General features: G+C 61.2%; 18 protein-coding genes. 11 read left to right on the forward strand and 7 right to left on the reverse strand.

Annotation, left to right across the window (positions count from 1 at the left end):
* Positions 1 to 137: 137 nt before the first annotated feature.
* The 3 genes from BJ928_RS06440 to BJ928_RS06450 all read left to right on the forward strand — a co-directional run bounded on the left by BJ928_RS06440 (position 138) and on the right by BJ928_RS06450 (position 2,325).
* Entirely contained in the window at positions 138 to 494 is a 357-nt protein-coding gene (locus BJ928_RS06440) for an ArsC family reductase (protein ID WP_047628840.1), read from the forward strand.
* A 10-nt stretch (positions 495 to 504) separates the two neighbouring features.
* Positions 505 to 978 (forward strand): Cys-tRNA(Pro) deacylase, encoded by a 474-nt coding sequence (gene ybaK, locus BJ928_RS06445; protein WP_047628606.1) that lies wholly within the window; start codon positions 505 to 507, stop codon positions 976 to 978.
* Positions 979 to 1,071: 93 nt separating this feature from the next.
* Positions 1,072 to 2,325 carry an aminopeptidase gene (locus BJ928_RS06450; protein WP_047628608.1) on the forward strand — a complete coding sequence of 418 codons (1,254 nt, stop codon included), beginning with the start codon at positions 1,072 to 1,074 and terminating at the stop codon, positions 2,323 to 2,325.
* A 60-nt stretch (positions 2,326 to 2,385) separates the two neighbouring features.
* On the opposite strand, the gene BJ928_RS06455 is transcribed toward BJ928_RS06450, so the two are convergent.
* The 3 genes from BJ928_RS06455 to xseA all read right to left on the reverse strand — a co-directional run bounded on the left by BJ928_RS06455 (position 2,386) and on the right by xseA (position 5,235).
* Positions 2,386 to 2,808, reverse strand: coding sequence for a VOC family protein (locus tag BJ928_RS06455; RefSeq protein ID WP_047628609.1), 423 nt, complete (start codon positions 2,806 to 2,808; stop codon positions 2,386 to 2,388).
* 217 nt (positions 2,809 to 3,025) lie between these two features.
* Positions 3,026 to 3,619 (reverse strand): NAD(P)H-dependent oxidoreductase, encoded by a 594-nt coding sequence (locus BJ928_RS06460; RefSeq protein WP_047628611.1) that lies wholly within the window; start codon positions 3,617 to 3,619, stop codon positions 3,026 to 3,028.
* Complete coding sequence (gene xseA / locus BJ928_RS06465) at positions 3,619 to 5,235, reverse strand: exodeoxyribonuclease VII large subunit (RefSeq protein ID WP_047628612.1); 1,617 nt, start codon at positions 5,233 to 5,235, stop codon at positions 3,619 to 3,621. Before xseA ends, BJ928_RS06460 begins: the two co-directional genes overlap by 1 nt.
* 238 nt (positions 5,236 to 5,473) lie before the next feature.
* On the opposite strand from xseA, the gene BJ928_RS06470 reads away from it, so the two are divergent.
* On the forward strand, positions 5,474 to 5,704 hold the full coding sequence (locus tag BJ928_RS06470) for a hypothetical protein (RefSeq protein ID WP_047628614.1): 231 nt from the start codon (positions 5,474 to 5,476) through the stop codon (positions 5,702 to 5,704).
* Between the two features lie 103 nt (positions 5,705 to 5,807).
* Here BJ928_RS06470 and BJ928_RS06475 read toward each other — a convergent pair whose 3' ends face one another.
* Positions 5,808 to 7,646: a hypothetical protein gene (locus tag BJ928_RS06475; protein WP_047628616.1), complete on the reverse strand. Its 1,839-nt coding sequence runs from the start codon at positions 7,644 to 7,646 to the stop codon at positions 5,808 to 5,810.
* 239 nt (positions 7,647 to 7,885) lie between these two features.
* Here BJ928_RS06475 and BJ928_RS06480 point away from each other — a divergent pair, with 239 nt between their 5' ends.
* Positions 7,886 to 8,899: a glycosyltransferase gene (locus tag BJ928_RS06480; RefSeq protein WP_047628618.1), complete on the forward strand. Its 1,014-nt coding sequence runs from the start codon at positions 7,886 to 7,888 to the stop codon at positions 8,897 to 8,899.
* Positions 8,896 to 9,282 (forward strand): GtrA family protein, encoded by a 387-nt coding sequence (locus BJ928_RS06485; protein ID WP_047628620.1) that lies wholly within the window; start codon positions 8,896 to 8,898, stop codon positions 9,280 to 9,282. Before BJ928_RS06480 ends, BJ928_RS06485 begins: the two co-directional genes overlap by 4 nt.
* 66 nt (positions 9,283 to 9,348) lie before the next feature.
* Here BJ928_RS06485 and BJ928_RS06490 read toward each other — a convergent pair whose 3' ends face one another.
* On the reverse strand, positions 9,349 to 10,335 hold the full coding sequence (locus tag BJ928_RS06490; RefSeq protein WP_047628622.1) for a Gfo/Idh/MocA family oxidoreductase: 987 nt from the start codon (positions 10,333 to 10,335) through the stop codon (positions 9,349 to 9,351).
* Between the two features lie 314 nt (positions 10,336 to 10,649).
* On the opposite strand from BJ928_RS06490, the gene BJ928_RS06495 reads away from it, so the two are divergent.
* The 4 genes from BJ928_RS06495 (at position 10,650) to BJ928_RS06510 (ending at position 13,744) form a co-directional block, all read left to right on the forward strand.
* On the forward strand, positions 10,650 to 11,219 hold the full coding sequence (locus BJ928_RS06495) for an isochorismatase family protein (RefSeq protein ID WP_047628624.1): 570 nt from the start codon (positions 10,650 to 10,652) through the stop codon (positions 11,217 to 11,219).
* The gene (locus tag BJ928_RS06500) at positions 11,216 to 12,214 is read left to right on the forward strand and encodes a helix-turn-helix domain-containing protein (protein ID WP_047628625.1); all 999 of its coding nucleotides are present in this window, start codon (positions 11,216 to 11,218) and stop codon (positions 12,212 to 12,214) included. Before BJ928_RS06495 ends, BJ928_RS06500 begins: the two co-directional genes overlap by 4 nt.
* 107 nt (positions 12,215 to 12,321) lie before the next feature.
* Entirely contained in the window at positions 12,322 to 13,272 is a 951-nt protein-coding gene (locus BJ928_RS06505) for an aldo/keto reductase (protein ID WP_047628628.1), read from the forward strand.
* 28 nt (positions 13,273 to 13,300) lie between these two features.
* Complete coding sequence (locus BJ928_RS06510; RefSeq protein WP_047628630.1) at positions 13,301 to 13,744, forward strand: GNAT family N-acetyltransferase; 444 nt, start codon at positions 13,301 to 13,303, stop codon at positions 13,742 to 13,744.
* On the opposite strand, the gene BJ928_RS06515 is transcribed toward BJ928_RS06510, so the two are convergent.
* Both BJ928_RS06515 and BJ928_RS06520 read right to left on the reverse strand, forming a co-directional pair.
* Positions 13,737 to 14,351, reverse strand: a complete 615-nt coding sequence (locus BJ928_RS06515; RefSeq protein WP_047628632.1) for a hypothetical protein — start codon at positions 14,349 to 14,351, stop codon at positions 13,737 to 13,739. The genes BJ928_RS06510 and BJ928_RS06515 overlap by 8 nt on opposite strands.
* 114 nt (positions 14,352 to 14,465) lie before the next feature.
* A complete protein-coding gene (locus tag BJ928_RS06520; RefSeq protein WP_047628634.1) occupies positions 14,466 to 15,359 on the reverse strand; it encodes a LysR family transcriptional regulator in 894 nt (297 codons plus the stop codon).
* 130 nt (positions 15,360 to 15,489) lie between these two features.
* Here BJ928_RS06520 and BJ928_RS06525 point away from each other — a divergent pair, with 130 nt between their 5' ends.
* Positions 15,490 to 16,485, forward strand: coding sequence for an aldo/keto reductase (locus BJ928_RS06525; protein ID WP_047628636.1), 996 nt, complete (start codon positions 15,490 to 15,492; stop codon positions 16,483 to 16,485).
* Positions 16,486 to 16,549 lie beyond the last annotated feature (64 nt).

Genomic DNA, 16,549 nt, shown 5'->3' on the forward strand with positions numbered 1-16,549 from the left:
TAAGTATGCATGATACATATTTACAGGGAAATCGGCTGCGATCGCAACGGCAGGCGAACCGCTTTGCTTTCAGGCCGCCTTTCGCCGCGCTTCATTCGCATGTTATGCCCTATCGAATTGCAAGAGACGGATTCGACATGACGATCACCATTTACGGCATCAAGAACTGCGACACGATGAAGAAGGCTCGCACATGGCTCGAAGGCCATGGCGTCGCCTATGATTTCCACGATTACAAGGCCGTCGGCATCGACCGGGATCATCTCGAACGCTGGACGAAGGAAGCCGGCTGGGAAGTGGTACTCAACCGCGCCGGCACCACCTTCAAGGCCCTGCCGGAAGCGGACAAAGCCGATCTTTCGAAGGACAAGGCCATTGCACTGATGCTGGCCCTGCCCTCGATGATCAAGCGCCCGGTGCTGGAAGCGGACGGCAAATTGCTCATCGGATTCAAGCCCGATATTTATGCGGCTGCATTCGGCAAGGCAGCCTAGGGATAAGTCCATGTCCAAAACCACCCGCGCGACGCAAGTGCTGACCCAGGCGAAAGTCGCCTTCACTGTGCATGCCTATGACTACGATCCGAATGCGGAGCGTGTCGGCCTGCAGGCGGCGGAAGCCCTTGGCGAGGAGCCGCATCGCGTCCTGAAGACGCTGATGGCGGAGGTGGACGGCAAGCCGGTCTGTGTCGTCGTGCCCTCAGACCACGAAGTCAGCATGAAGAAGCTCGCTGCGGCCTTCGGCGGCAAATCAGCTGCCATGATGAAGCCCGTCGATGCCGAGCGTTTGACGGGATATCATGTTGGCGGCATCAGTCCCTTCGGACAGAAGAAGATCGTGCCGACGGCGATCGAGGCGCAGGCGATGACCGAGGCCTATGTCTATATCAACGGCGGTCAGCGCGGGCTGCAGGTGCGCCTCAGCCCACGGGATGCCTTGACGGCGCTCAAGGCCAAAGCGGCGCCGCTGATTGCCTGACGATCTTCGCGATCGGACAAAGCGCCTTCAATTTCGCCGCAAAGCGGTCTAAGTCTTCAGACTATCTTCGATATCAGCCAAGCAGGTTTTGCCATGACATCAGCCTCCCCCAACCATCATCCCGTCGATCACGCCAAGCTGGAAAAGCTTGCGGAAGTGGCCGTAAAGGTCGGTTTGCAGCTGCAAGCCGGCCAGGACCTGCTGATGACGGCGCCGGTTGCGGCGATGCCACTGGTGCGGCTGATCACGCGCGAGGCCTACAAGGCCGGCGCCGGTCTCGTCTCCACCTTCTATTCAGATGAGGAAGCGACACTCGCCCGCTATGAATACGGCCATGATGCGAGCTTCGACCGTGCGGCCAACTGGCTCTATGAGGGCATGGCCAAGGCCTTCTCCAACAACACTGCACGCCTCGCCATTGCCGGCGACAACCCGATGCTCCTGTCCAACCAGGACCCGAACAAGGTTGCGCGCGCCAACCGCGCCAATTCGGCCGCCTACAAGCCGGCGCTCGAAAAAATCTCCAACTTCGACACCAACTGGAACATCGTCTCCTATCCGAACCCCTCCTGGGCAAAGCTGGTCTTCCCGAACGATCCGGAACCGATCGCCGTTGCCAAGCTCGCCAAGGCGATCTTTTCCGCGTCGCGCGTCGATGTCGAAGATCCGATCGCGGCCTGGGCAGAGCACAATGCCAATCTGCACAAGCGTTCGGCCTGGATGAATGGCAAGCGCTTCGCCGCCTTGCATTTCCAGGGACCGGGCACCGATCTGACTGTCGGGCTTGCAGATGGTCATGAATGGCATGGCGGCGCCTCTACCGCCAAGAACGGCATCACCTGCAACCCGAACATTCCGACGGAAGAGGTCTTCACCACGCCGCATGCGCTACGCGTCGAAGGCCATGTCTCATCGACGAAGCCGCTGTCGCATCAGGGCACGCTGATCGACAATATCCAGGTGCGCTTCGAAGGCGGCCGGATCATCGAGGCAAAGGCGACGCGCGGCGAGGAAGTGCTGAACAAGGTGCTCGACACCGACGAAGGCGCCCGCCGGCTTGGCGAAGTGGCGTTGGTGCCGCATTCCTCACCGATTTCGGCGAGCGGCATCCTGTTCTACAACACGCTCTTCGATGAAAATGCCTCCTGCCACATCGCGCTCGGCCAGTGCTATTCCAAGTGCTTCATCGATGGAGCCAAGCTCAGCCAGGAGCAGATCAAGGCGCAGGGCGGCAATTCCAGCCTGATCCACATCGACTGGATGATCGGCTCCGACAAGGTGGACATCGACGGTATCAATGCCGATGGCTCGCGCGTGCCCGTCATGCGCAAGGGCGAGTGGGCTTAAGCCGTAGATCGCGGCAGTCTTAGAGAAGGGAAAGCGGGCCATGAGCCCGCTTTCTTGCATTCAGATGCCGAACGTCACCAGGCCGTTTTCATCGATCGGCCAGAAGGGATTCCAGGCGATTTCCCAGGCGTGATCGTCCGGATCGGCCACATAGCCGCGGAAGCCGCCATGCGGCGGCGCATCGGCCTTGCGAAGCATGCTCCCGCCTGCCAGCAACAGCTGATCCATGACGGTGTCGACATCCTCACGGGTCGCAACATTATGCGCCAGCGAAAAGGCGCCGGGCGATTTCAGGCCTGCTCGGTCCATATCCTGCTCCAGCGACGAGAGCTTGAAGGTGCCGAGAACGAAGCCGTTCATCTGATAGAAGACGATCTCCTCATTCTCGAAGACGGGTGTCCAGCCAAACCCCTCCGTATAGAAGCGTTTGGACCGATCGAGATCAAGAACACCGATGGTGATGACGGAAATCTGCTGTTGCATAACCAAGTCCTTTCATTCGCCTCGCGAGATTGCGAGCCGTTCAAGGTCTTGGGCCGCTACCGAAGTAGTGGAAGGACCCGCACAAAGCGGGGGTTGGGCCAACCGCACCAACCTAACCTGTTTCAGACCCTCAAAGTTTCTCAGATCTGGAGTGCGGAATCAAGATGACCGCCATGACGCCCATCCATTGGCCATTAGAAGGATGTGTCCCGAAGCCCTATCGGATATTCGCGAGCGCTTTCCTGACACGATCAAGATGCGCCTTCCGCCCAGCATCGGTGACGCGATCCATGTCGTGAAGCGCCAGCATGCGGAAATTCAGCCGCTTGGCGCAGAAGGCGGCAATACCGCGTTTCAGCAGACGCCGCACCGGATTGCCCATGTAGAGATGCACGATCCACCAAGGCGAGCCGGTTGTGGTCAGCGCCCAGAACAGACGGATATTGGTGAGCTTCGGCACGATGCGCCCGCCCGTGGGATCATGGGTGAAGGCGACGCCGGGCGCAAAGGCGCGATCGAAGAAGCCCTTGAGAATGGCCGGAAAATTGAACCACCATTGCGGAAAGACCAGGATCAACCCTTCGGCCGCTCGAAGCCGCGCGACGATATCGTCGACGCCCGACGTATCATAGGGCTGATCGAAATAGCCGCCCCGCTCGGCCTGCGAAAGTCGGGGATCGAAGCCTTCGCGATAGAGATCGAGCAGATCGACCTCATGGCCGCCGGCAACCAGCGTTTCTCGTGCCAACTTCGCTACGGCGGCGGCGAAGCTATCTTCCAGAGGATGGGCCAGCACCAGCAGGATGCGCATCAGAAGAGACTTCCCTGTTTCGGTGGGGCAGCAGTCTCCGCCGGCTTGACGGCGCGCTTCTTCGAAGGCGATGCGCCTGATGCCGGCGTGGACGAAGGCGGCACGTTGCCATCATCGCCCGTGACTGCACCGATGCGGCCATCCGCGAATTCGATCGAGATGGCCGCACCCGTCGAAAGTGCTGCGGCGAGCGAAACCGGGCGGTCGTCCTCGTCACGCACGACGGCATAGCCGCGCTTCAGGACGTTCTTGTAGGAAAGCGACTGCAGGATACGCTCCTGCGCCACCAGCTCGCTACGCGCACGGGTCAGCTGATGGCGGATCGCCGTATCGGCCTGACGGACGAAATTGCCCAGGCGATCGCGGGCCCGACCCGTTTGCGCTTCGAGGCGCGAAGGCAGCGTGGCGAAGACGGCATCGGCCCGTTCGATGCGGGCACGCGAGCGGTCGAGCATGCGCTCGATGGTGCGCTCCGCACGGGTCATCCGCTCACTCAACTGCTGGCGGCGCTCGGCGATCCGGTTCGACAGGATGTCCGGCCGCAGCTGCGAGGCCGCGCGCTCGAAGGAGCGGCGCTTGTTCAGCGTGTTCAGCTCCAAGCCACGGCCGAGGCCGGCGGCTGCCTCATCGAAGCGGCGGCGCGGCAGGGCCAGGATCTGGTCGAGAGACGGCAGGGCGCGCAGCAGCGCGCGCACCGCCTGCCGCCGCTGATCCATCTGCCTGCCCACTCCGCCCTGCAGCCGGGCGGCAAGGCTTGCGAGCTGTGCCTCAAGCTCCGCCTTCACAGGCACGGCCATTTCGGCCGCACCCGTCGGTGTTGGAGCGCGCACGTCGGCCGCGTAATCGATCAAGGTCCAATCGGTCTCGTGGCCCACGGCCGAGATCAGCGGGATATCGCTCGCGGCAGCAGCACGGACGACGGCTTCGTCGTTGAAACTCCAGAGATCTTCGAGGCTACCGCCGCCACGGGCGACGATCAGCACGTCAGGCCTCGGGATCGGGCCGCCGGGCTCAAACTCGTTGAAGCCGCGAATGGCGTTCGCCACCTCGTCGCCGGAGCCGTCGCCCTGCACCTTCACCGGCCAGACCAGTACATGGACGGGGAAACGATCGGAGATGCGGTGCAGGATATCACGGATGACGGCGCCGGTCGGCGAGGTCACGACGCCGATCACTTTCGGCATGAAGGGCAGCCGGCGCTTGCGCTCGGGATCGAAGAGACCTTCGGCGCCAAGCTTGCGCTTGCGTTCCTCCAACAGCGCCATCAGGGCGCCGGCGCCCGCCGGCTCCAGGCTCTCGATGACGATCTGATATTTCGACGAGCCCGGGAAGGTCGTCACCTTGCCGGTCGCGATAACCTCCATGCCCTCTTCGGGGCGGAATTTCAGCTTGGAAAAGCTGCCTTTCCAGATGACCGCGTCGATACGGGAGCGGTCATCCTTCAGCGAGAAATAGGCATGCCCCGACGAATGCGGCCCGCGATAGCCGGAGATTTCCCCACGCACGCGCACCTGATCGAACGCATTCTCGACGGTGCGCTTGATCGATCCGGACAATTCCGAGACGGAATATTCCGTCAGGTTCGAGGGCGAATCATTCTCAAAAAAGCTGCTCATATCCTCTTTCTAGCGGATGTCGGGGAAAATGCGGAGCCTAGTGCATACGCCTTAAGTCTGAATCGATCGAAGGACGTGATTGAGCGCATATTTGAGGGACCGCCGCCGTCTTTGCATGTCCCATAAAGAATGCGGAGCTTATTGCTTCATCAAGCGTTAACCCTGCTGGCAAAGCCTTTTTTAGCCATCCATGCGTAAACCTGTGCAAACTGATTCTTGGTAAAGAGGATATGGAGCGATGATATTCGCGACCGCCACGATCATCGGAATTGCAGCCGGCCTGCAGCGCACGACCATCGGCGCGTTGCTTGGCGTGGCTCTGGTGAGCATCGCCTTCATGGCGGCCGTCGCGATGTCGATCGTTCCGCCGCCGCTGACGACGCTGTTCATCGCGCTCGGCGGCTATAACCTCGGCTTCATCGGCTATCTCATCACCGCTGACCTGATGGAGCACGGCCGCCGCGCCTAGAACGGTTCAGCTTTCCAAGGACTCTCTGAACTGCTCCAGCTCCTTGCCTCCACACAATTCCCGACGGAAAAACGTTGCGGACTTTTCCTGGAGCTGGCCTAGCTCAATCCTGCGACTTGAAGCGAAAGAAGCGAACGGCAGAGCCGGCCGGAGCGGGGATCGGCTCCAGATAGGCCGGCACGTGCCCGGCACCGAGCTGGGCATAAAGACCCTTGGGAGAGCGCCCGGCCAGCAGTTCCACCTGCGGATCACCCTTGCAGAAAGCAAGAAGCGTCACCTTCGCCTCGCGCAGCAGCGTTTCCGCCTGCTGCGGCTCCGCAAGCGCGATATGCAGCTCTGCGAGCATTCCGGCCTGATCGCGATGGTAAGGTCCGGACAGAACACGATGAGGCGTGAAGCGCAGCAGCGGCGAGCCCATGTTGGACGCCGATGCGACCACCCCGGGCTCCAGGCTGGCGATCGGCGCAAGCGCCGTCTTCGAGGCGCAATCGGCACTCTCCTCCGCCTTGACGGGCGTCGCGACGGTAAAGCTGTTGTTGAGCCCCTTGCTGACAACTGCGCCGCCGACAGCCCATACGAGCGGGGTCGAAATCAGTATCGTGACGACGTACAGTAGGGCCGAACGCAGATTTTTCGTGTCCGCCATGTATGTCCGCCGTAAACCGGCAATCACGAGAGCCAGGGATGGAATGGCGAGCAGGTTGGCGAATTCCGCGCCGCGAATCTGTACGAGCGTAATCACCCAGTTGATCGCGACCATTGCCATGAGGACTGCGAAGAGATCGCCGCGATCGCCGCGCAAAATGCGGTATCCGCAAAAGATCATCGCCACAAGCCCGGTCGCATAGAAGACGCCGAGCGTATCGGGTTGGGTGCGGGCAATCGAAAAGATGGACTGCGCCTCGGTCACTCTGCTCAGCCAGAGATCCACCAGCATGGGGTCGAGATCGGCAAGCGGATTGCGCAGGCATTGCGGCGCGAGCGCGACGGTCGTCGCGAACACGAAAGCGCCATTGGCGGCGAGAACGGCAATGCGCCAGGGCCGGGAGAGGCGGCTGGCAAAAATGGACGACAATAGGAGCCCGACACAGCCCGCGCTGGTAATGCCGTAGAAGCCGAGAGAGAGATTGTCGCAGGTCACCATCGAATAGAAGCGCGGCGGCACCAGCGAAAAGAAGGCGGCGCTGACAGCAATCGTCAACGTCAAGGCGAAGGCCTTTGCGGCCGGCGCGAAAATTTCGCCTTTCCAGGCCCATAAACAAGCGACCGACATGCAGGCGACGGCGACGAAGGGCGTCGTCTCCGCACCGATGCCAAGCTGGATTGCCAGGGCGACGGCCGCGATCGCGAAGCTACGCGGCCGATAATCCCGATCGACCAGCATGGCCACGGTAAGAGCGACGAGGCCGAGCTGAACATTGTCATGATCGATGGAGCCTGGCACGAAACGCGGCGAAAGCAGCACGAAGAATGCCGTCAGGATCATCGAAAAATGCATGCTCTCCACGCCGGCGATGCGGCGACCCGCGAGGCCCATGAAGAAAATCGGCGGCAGGATGAGCATCAGCGGCCAGACGGTCAGAGCCGCCGCTTCCGCGCCTTCGGGCGAAAGAAACATCCGGAAGAACAGAATGAGGCTTGCGATCGGCAAATCGATGAAGCGCGACCAATGCATCAGCGTCCCGCCTTCAAGGCCGAGGCGGTATTGCATCATGTCGAACCAGCCCTGGCCGGCGAGGAAATCGCGCACTTCGACAAGGCGCATGGCATCATCATTGTCCGGGCCGACATAATCGGCGGGATTACGGTGAATGACGAGCTGCGCGACGATAATGACGACGGCGTAGGCAAGCGCGACCAGAGCCGGATGCGACCAGCGCAGAGGCGCCTTCTTTTCTGCCGTTCCGGCTGCCTCGGGCGGCAATGCCAGCGTCTGCGCCATCTCGATAAACCTCGTCTTGGAAGGATAGTCGAGGCGGTACGCTATCGCCTGCCCATCAAAAAACAGTAAAGCCCATGCCCGAAGCTGATTTCATCACGATAATGTTTTCCTTGAAGACCAGATCCCGCCATTTTTATTGCGCAGCCATAGGGTCTTATTAACAGCCAACGGGATAAGCTTTCGTCCGGATCCTCCATCAGGCTTCAACCTAAATTAACGTGTAGCAACCGGCCAAGACCATGTGGAATGAGAAGCTGAACATCGCCGTCCTCCTGCCCTGCTACAACGAAGCCGCGACGATCGGAGAGGTCGTGCGCGGTTTCCGGAAGGCCCTGCCGCAGGCAGCCATCTATGTCTACGACAACAACTCCACCGACGGCACCGCTCTGCATGCCATGCTCGCAGGCGCGACCGTGGTGCGTGAGCGCCGGCAGGGCAAGGGACATGTGGTGCGCCGCATGTTTGCGGATATCGAGGCCGATATCTACCTGATGGCCGACGGCGACGGCACCTACGCGCCCGAAGACGGGGAAGAGCTGATCCGCACGCTGCTGACGGAAGGCTCCGACATGGTCGTCGGCACCCGCCGCAACGTTCGCAACGATGCAGGCCGCCAAGGCCATGCCTTCGGCAACCGCATCTTCAATTTGCTCTACCGCTCGATTTTCGGCCCCGATTTCACCGATATCTTTTCGGGCTACCGCTGCTTCTCGCGTCGCTTCGTCAAGAGCTTTCCCGCAGTATCCGGCGGCTTCGAGATCGAGACGGAAATGTCGGTTCACGCCTCCCGGCTGAAACTGCCCGTCAGCGAGCTGGAACTCGATTATGGTCGCCGGCCGGAAGGCTCGCATTCGAAGCTTTCCACCTTCCGCGACGGCTGGAAAATCCTCTGGATGTTCGCGATGCTGATGAAGGAGACGCGGCCTTTCGCTTTCTTCGGCATTTTGAGCGTGATCTCGCTGGAGCTCTGCATCGGATTTGGCATTCCCGTTCTTTTCGAGTATTTCGAAACCGGGTTGGTAACGCGTATGCCGACCTGGGTCCTGTCCGTGGCGCTGATGATGGTTGCCTTCATGCTGTTCACCGCCGGCTTGATCCTCGATTCGGTTGCCCGCGCCCGCGCGGAACAGCTGCGCATCCACTATATGAATCTCGCCAAGCCACGTTCGCGTGAGGATGGCGACGACAGGACGGTCTACATGACGGAACTCGAGAAACCCGCAAGCCGGAAGAAAAGGGCAAAGGCTGCATGAAGAAGCTGTTTCGCTTCCTGATCGCCGGCACCATCGGCTTCCTGGTCGACGCGGGCGTATTGCATCTGTTGCTGTGGTTCACTCCTCTCGGCCCCTTCATCGGCCGGGCCATCTCGATACCGACCGCCCTGATGACAACCTGGTTCATCAATCGCAACTTCACCTTCGGCCGATCCGATCGATCGCTGGCGGCCGAAGGCTTCCGCTATGGCTCGGTCGGGCTGACATCGGCTATCCTGAACTACGCCCTGTTCAGTTCGCTGCTCGTGGCCGAGCCGGGGCTACGGCCGATCATCGCCCTGACGCTTGCCTCGGGGGCGGCGACGGCGTTCAGCTTCTTCGGCTATTCGCGCTTCGTCTTCCGCCACCGGCAAAATCCTTGAGACAATTCCACGGGCAGTACGCGGCGGCTTTCAGTCCGGAACTGCGCAAAGGAACAGGGGAGCCGATCAGACCGGCTCCCAACCATCCTTCTCGCTGGCGCGGTAGATGGCGTCGATGACCTTCTGGTTGAGCTTCGAGCTTTCCAGCGACACCACCTCCGCGCTGTGGCCCAATGCCGCCGAGGCAAAGGCTTCGGCCTCACGCCTGTATTGACGGCTGTCCGGGAAGCGGAAAACCTGCGATTCCAGATGATTGCGATTGGTCAGCTCCAGCTCTTCGGCGCCATACCTGTCGGCATTGAAGGGCGACTTCACCTCGATGAAGCCTTCGGTGCCGTGGAAGACCATGACCTGCCGGTTGGCCATCTGCGTCGAGACGTAGAAGCTGAGCTCGAAGTCGCCGAAATCGGCCTTGACGCTGGAATAGATGTCGGTGCCGAATTCCGGATCACGCTCGGTCACCGCCTGGATGCGCAGGGGTTCGCGGCCGGTGACGAAACGGGTGCCGATGGTCGGATAGACGCCGATATCGGGCAGGCCGCCGCCGCCAAGCGCCGGAATATTGCGCATGTTGCCAGCATCGCGGTTGAAGTAGGTAAAGGCGCCCTGGACATGGCGCAGGCGGCCGATGGCGCCATCGGCCAGCAGCGTGCGAACCTTCCGCCAAAGCGGCGTATAGGTCAGCATATAGGCTTCCGTCACCACGACCTTGTTGCGATCTCGGGCCGCGATCAGGCTGTCGATTTCACCCGCCTTGAGCGCAATCGGCTTTTCGCAGAGCACATGCTTGCCGGCATCGGCCGCCTTGATCGACCATTCGACGTGCTGCGATGTCGGCAAGGGAATATAGACGGCGTCGATCGTGTCGGAGGCGAGCATCTCCTCGTAGGAGCCGAAGGCATGCGGCACCGAGAAACGGTCCGCCATTTGGCGGGCACGGGCAAGATCACGGCTGGCAATGGCCGTCACGACGCAGTTTTCCGCATCCTGGATGGCGGGCACCACCACATCGCGGCCGATCTTCGCCGTCGACAGAATTCCGAAACGCAGCATGGCTCTCTCCTGAAGCATCATCCCGAAGCAGACGGCCGCGTGGCGATGGTCGCGCCATGGTCTTCCGGCGGGATCTTTTGTGAATACGATGGGTGAAGCGAAACGAAGGGCATTCCGCTCCGGTCGAAACCGGCGCAACCTTATTCGGCCCATGCCGAAGGCGCAACGCCCGAGGTGGCCCTCATGGCGAACGCAACGGCACCGCGGCCATGACAGCATGTCCGTATTTGTCCGCTTTCTGTCTGGCAGATGGCTTTCGTGGCTTTCACCTAATGCCTAGTCTCGGCTATCCTTCAAGCACAGGAGATACGAAAATGTCCCATGCGGATACCGCGCTGCTCGTCATCGACGTCCAGGAATCCTTTCGCCAGCGTCCCTATTGGCGGGCCGACGATCTGCCTGCCTTCACCAACCGCCTGCAGGCACTGATAGACGGCGCCAAGGCGAAGGGCATTCCCGTCGTCCAGATCTTCCACGTCGAGGATGGCGATGCGCATTTCAGCCTGCAGAGCGGCTTCGTACGCAAGCTCGATGAAATCTCGCTGCAGGCCGATGCCGTGTTTCACAAGCGCCGCCACTCGGCGCTGGTCGGCTCCGGCCTCGATGTCTGGCTGGTGGAAAACGGCATTCGCAAGGTGATCGTTTCGGGCATCCGCACGGAGCAATGCTGCGAGACGACCACGCGGCATGCTTCCGATCTCGGCTACGAGGTCGACTACGTCACCGAGGCGACGCTGACCTTCCCGATGACGCATGCTTCGGGCACGGTCTTCAACGTCGACGATATCAAGAAGCGCAGCGAGCTGGTGCTTTCTGGCCGCTTTGCCCGTATCGCAACGGTCGAAGAAGCGCTTGCCGACGCATCGATCCGGAGTGCCGCATGACCCAAGGCGACCGGCGCCTCCATCGGCGGATCATTCCCGTTTACGTCCTTCTGCCGCCCTATACGCTGCTGATGGACGTGGCCGGGCCTGTGGAGGTGTTGCGCCGCGCCAATATCGAACAGGATGACGTCCTGTTCGATTATCAATTCATCGCCGCCCAACCGTCGCAGACCACCTCGGTCGGGCTGACGCTTGCCGATCTCAAGCCACTACCGGATCACATTCCCGATGGCGCCTATGTTATCCTGTCGGGCAGTGTCACGCCGCCCGACGATGCCGAGGATATCGAGCCGGAGCTTGCTGCGCTTGCGACGTGGCTGAAGGGCGCGATCCGTCCGGGCATTATCCTCGTCACCATCTGCTCCGGCGCCGTGCTTGCCGCCCGCGCCGGCCTGATGGACGGCTACGCCTGCACCACGCATGCAGCCTGCCTCGACGAAGTCCGGGAATATGCGCCGACGGCAAGGGTTCTCGACAACCGGCTCTATGTCGAGGACCGCGATCGCTATTCGAGCGCCGGCATCACGACAGGCACCGACCTGATGCTGCATCTCGCCTCTAGGTTGACCTCGCCGATGACCGCCCTGACGATAGCCCGGCACATGGTCGTCTACATGCGGAGGACCGGCGCCGAACCGCAGCTTTCGCCATGGCTCAGCGGCCGCAATCATGTCCACCCCGCCATACACCGCGTTCAGGATGCGATCATGGCCGATCCGGCCCATAACTGGTCGCTGTCCGAGCTTGCCAGCATCGGAGCCATGAGCGCGCGGCATATTTCCCGGCTGTTTCAGGAGCATGCTGGCCTTTCGGTGACGGCCTATGTCAACCTGATGCGCGTTACGCTGGCGCGCGACGTGCTTGCCAATTCACGGCTGGACATGGAGCGGGTGGCGGAAAAATCCGGCTTCGCCTCGCCGCGGCACATGCGGCGCGTCTGGTCGAAATACAATACGCTGCCGCCGAGCCACTATCGGCGTTCGACGGCCGAATAAAGAAATCGTTAGTGGCCTTTCGCGGAAAAGGCCAGTAGCCTGCCTTGTCCCATCGCGCCGGTACCCCGCTCGCCGGCCTGCCCCCTCACGTGACTTGGAGAGATATCATGGACATGCGCAAGCTTGGACGAACCGACCTGTTTGTCGCCCCCATCGTTTTCGGCGGCAACGTCTTCGGCTGGACGGCCGATGAAAAAACCTCCTATGCGCTGCTCGACGCCTTCTTCGACGCCGGCTTCAACACAATCGACACCGCCGATGTCTATTCCCGCTGGGTTCCCGGCAACAAGGGCGGCGATTCCGAAGAAATCATCGGCAAGTGGCTGAAGCAGGGCCGCATCTCTCGTGACAAGGCCGTCATCATCACCAAGGTCGGATCGGAGATGGGTCCCGGCAAGAAAGGGCTGAAGGCCGACTATATCATCGAGGCCGCCGAGGCCTCGCTGAAGCGGCTGCAGACCGACCACATCGATCTCTATCTCTCGCACTGGCCGGACCCCGAGACGCCGCATGAGGAATCGCTTGCCGCCTATGCCAAGCTGAAGGAACAGGGCAAAATCCGTCATGTCGGCTGCTCGAACCTCGACGCGACGCAGCTCCAGGCTTCGCTCGACGCCGCCGTCGAGGCCGGCCTGCCGCGCTATGACGTGCTGCAGCCCGAATATAATCTCTACGCCCGCGACAGTTTCGAGGGAGCGCTCGCGGAGCTCTGCGTCAAGGAAGACATCGGTGTCATCACCTATTTCAGCCTCGCCGCCGGCTTTCTGACCGGCAAGTACCGCACCAAGGCCGATACCGAGGGGCGTGCGCGCGAGGGACGGGTTGCCGCCTATCTCGACGACAAGGGCCTGCGCATCCTCGCGGCGCTCGACAAGGTCGCGGCCGAAACCGGCGCGAAGCCCGCCGAGATCGCGCTTGCCTGGCTGCTGCGCAAGCGCGGCGTCACCGCGCCGATCGCCAGCGCCACTAGTCTCGGTCAGCTCGACGCGCTAATCAATTCGGCGAAGCTCTCGCTTTCCGATGACGCCATGCGCCTGCTCGACGCCGCCGGCGAATAAAAGAGGCCAAATAAACAGGGATGGGCCGATGACCGTGACGATCCGAGATGCCAGACCCGAAGACGAAGCGCGCTGGCGCGCGCTCTGGGACGGATATCTGGCCTTCTACCGTGTCACCATCGCGCCCGACATCACCGATGCAACCTGGCGCCGGGTCTTCGATCCGGCGTCGGCAATCTTCATGCGTGTCGCGGAGGTTGACGGCGAGGTGAAGGGCTTCACGCTCTGCATCACGCACGAGGGCACATGGACCCACGCGCCCGATTGCTACCTGGAAGACCTGTTCGTCGACGAAATCGCCAGGGGCCACGGCGTCGGCCGGGCGCTGCTCGACGATCTCGTCGCGCTCTGCAAGACGAACGGCTGGTCCCGGCTTTACTGGCATACCGAAGAGGGCAATGCGACCGCCCGCAAGCTCTACGATACCTATGTCGAGAGCGACGGGCATATCCGCTACCGCGTTATCATCTAAGCTTCGGAAAGCCCTCATAGTGGACGGAATGATCGCCCTCCCAATTGGCCATGCCCGGCTTGGTCAACATGCCGCGCGGGCTGACAAAGCTCTGGATCGTTCGCTTCGGCCGCTCGTGCCACTGGATGTTGAAAGCCCATAATTTCGGGAAGAAGCAGAGCGATGCATAGGGCAGATGGTCGTGAATCCACCAGGCGAGCTTCTGCCAGTCGCCTTCATGGCTGTGGTGATCGATCAGCCAGGGCACGACGATGCAAACCGCAGACCCCATGCAGCCGTCGAGATCGCGCATGTCCCAGATGTGATGCGCGGCGGTATGAGGATTGGTCGAGCAGTTCAACCCGTTCCTGTTGCCGAACTCGTTGACCGCGGGTGAGCGATAACCGGAGCGGATATGTAGCCGGCCAAAGGTCGCCTCCAGCGGCTCCAGCAATTCCTCGCAGAGCCTGCGGCCCGCCTCGATCGCCAGATCCGGGTCTTCCGGAATATTGGGGATGCGATAGAAATCAGCGATTTCCGAATGCAGGAAATCGCGAAAGAAGAAGTTCTTCGACAGTCTAACCCGGCCAAGATCCTCGAGCCCCTTCATCGATCCCGGTTTTCTCATCGTTGCAATCCCCTTCTGAAATCATCCGATCAGTCGAGACGAGTTATCGCATCATCGCCACCCGAATTCTGTCAGCAGTCGCGCAGTGCTCGTTCCAAAGCAATTTCGAGCGCTCTAAGGCCCCGTGTATTTGAAGAAATCGATGAAAGCTCTGAGCGCCGGGCGCATCTGGCGGCGGCTCGGATAATAGATGCAGAAGCCGGGATAGGGCGGGCACCAATCCTCGAGTACACGGATGAGCGTGCCCTCGGCCAGTTCCCGCTGCACGCGGATGTCGAAGAGATAGGCGAGGCCAGCGCCATTCAGCGCAGCCAGAACGCCTAACCGATCCTCGATGACGATCAGAGGACCATCGACGGCAACGACCAGCTCGCGGCCATCCTTCTCGAACTCCCAGCGATAGATCGAGCCATCGGTAAATCGTCGCTTGATGCAACGATGATGAACCAGATCGCGCGGATGCTGCGGCTTGGGATTCTTCTCGAAGTAGGCCGGGGAGCCGGCGATGACGGTGCGGATGTCGGGCGAGACCTTCACGGCGATCATGTCGCCTTCGATGCTTTCCTCCAGCCGGATGCCGGCATCGTAGCCGTCCTTGACGATGTTGCTGAAGCCATCCTCGTTGGCGATCTCCAGCGTGATGTCGGGATAGGTGTTGAGGAAATCGCCAAGCCGCGGCGCCATGAGGAGATCAGAGGCAAAGCGCGGCGCGGTGATGCGCAGCGTGCCTGCCGGACGGCCACGAGTGGCGAGCGTATCCTCCAGCGCGATATCGATTTCCTCCAGAGCCGGCGCCAGCCTTTGAAGCAATGCCTGCCCTTCCTCGGTCGGCAGCACGCTGCGGGTGGTGCGGGCGAGCAACCTCACGCCAAGGCTTTCCTCCAGGCTGGACACCGCATGGCTGACCGCAGACGGCGCGATCGACAGTTCCTTACCGGCGGCGCGAAAGCTGCGATGGGCGGCGACGGCGGCGAATACCGCGAGTTGGGAAAGCTGCGTTCTGTTCATTGATCTAAATTATAGAACAGCTCATTAGGATTTGCATGGATTTTCATTCATTATCCAGAACCCTAACTTGAGCGTGTGGGCAGCAGGCATCAACCATTGCCGCTCCCTTACATCTCAAGAGGAACACACCATGAAAACCCGCAGGCTTGGTAAGGATCTCACCGTTTCCGCCGTTGGGCTCGGCTGCATGGGCATGAGCTTTGCCTATGGCGCGACCGACGACAACGAATCCATCAAGGCGCTCCATCGCGCCGTCGATCTCGGCATTACCTTTTTCGATACCGCCGAAACCTATGGCCCCTTCACAAACGAGGAGCTGCTCGGTCGCGCGCTGAAGCCCGTTCGCGACCGTGTGGTCATCGCCACCAAATTCGGCTTCAAGCTCGACCACACGAAATCAGGCCTGGCGGCGATGATCGGCGTCGACAGTCGACCCGAACATGTCAGGGAAGTTGCCGAAGCCTCGCTCAAGCGGCTCGGCACCGATGTTATCGACCTTTTCTATCAGCACCGCGTCGATCCTAACGTGCCGATCGAGGATACGGTCGGCGCCATGGCGGAACTGGTAAGAGAGGGCAAAGTGCGGGCGCTCGGCCTTTCCGAAGCCGGGTCCGCCACTATCCGCCGCGCCCATGCAGTGCATCCGATCGCCGCAGTGCAGAGCGAATATTCGCTCTGGAGCCGTGATCCGGAAGAAGATGTGCTTGCCACCTGCCGCGAACTCGGCATCGGCTTCGTGCCCTACAGCCCGCTCGGCCGCGGCTTTCTGACCGGCGCGATCCAAAAGACTGATGATCTTGCCGCCGATGATTTCCGCCGGTCGCTGCCGCGCTTCCAGAGTGAGAATTTTGACGCCAACGCGGCTCTGGTCGCCCGGTTGCAATCACTTGCCGAGGAAAAGGGCGTCACAGCGGCACAACTGGCGCTCGCATGGGTACTGCATCGGGGAGACGACATCGTGCCGATCCCCGGCGCCCGCAAGCTGCATCATCTCGAACAGAATGCAGCGGCTGCCGACATCGCGCTTTCGCCACAGGAAGTGAAGGAACTCGGCAGCATCATCTCGCCCGAAACGGTTGCCGGTAAACGGTATACGGATGCCGCCCTCGCGATGACGAATATATGACAAATGGGCTGCCTCTCCGGCCCAAGCGAAGACACCGGTCGTCAAGGCCGGTGTCATTTTGGGA

It is taken from the genome of Rhizobium sp. WW_1 (assembly GCF_003610155.1).
Classification (GTDB): Bacteria; Pseudomonadota; Alphaproteobacteria; order Rhizobiales; family Rhizobiaceae; genus Rhizobium; species Rhizobium tropici_A.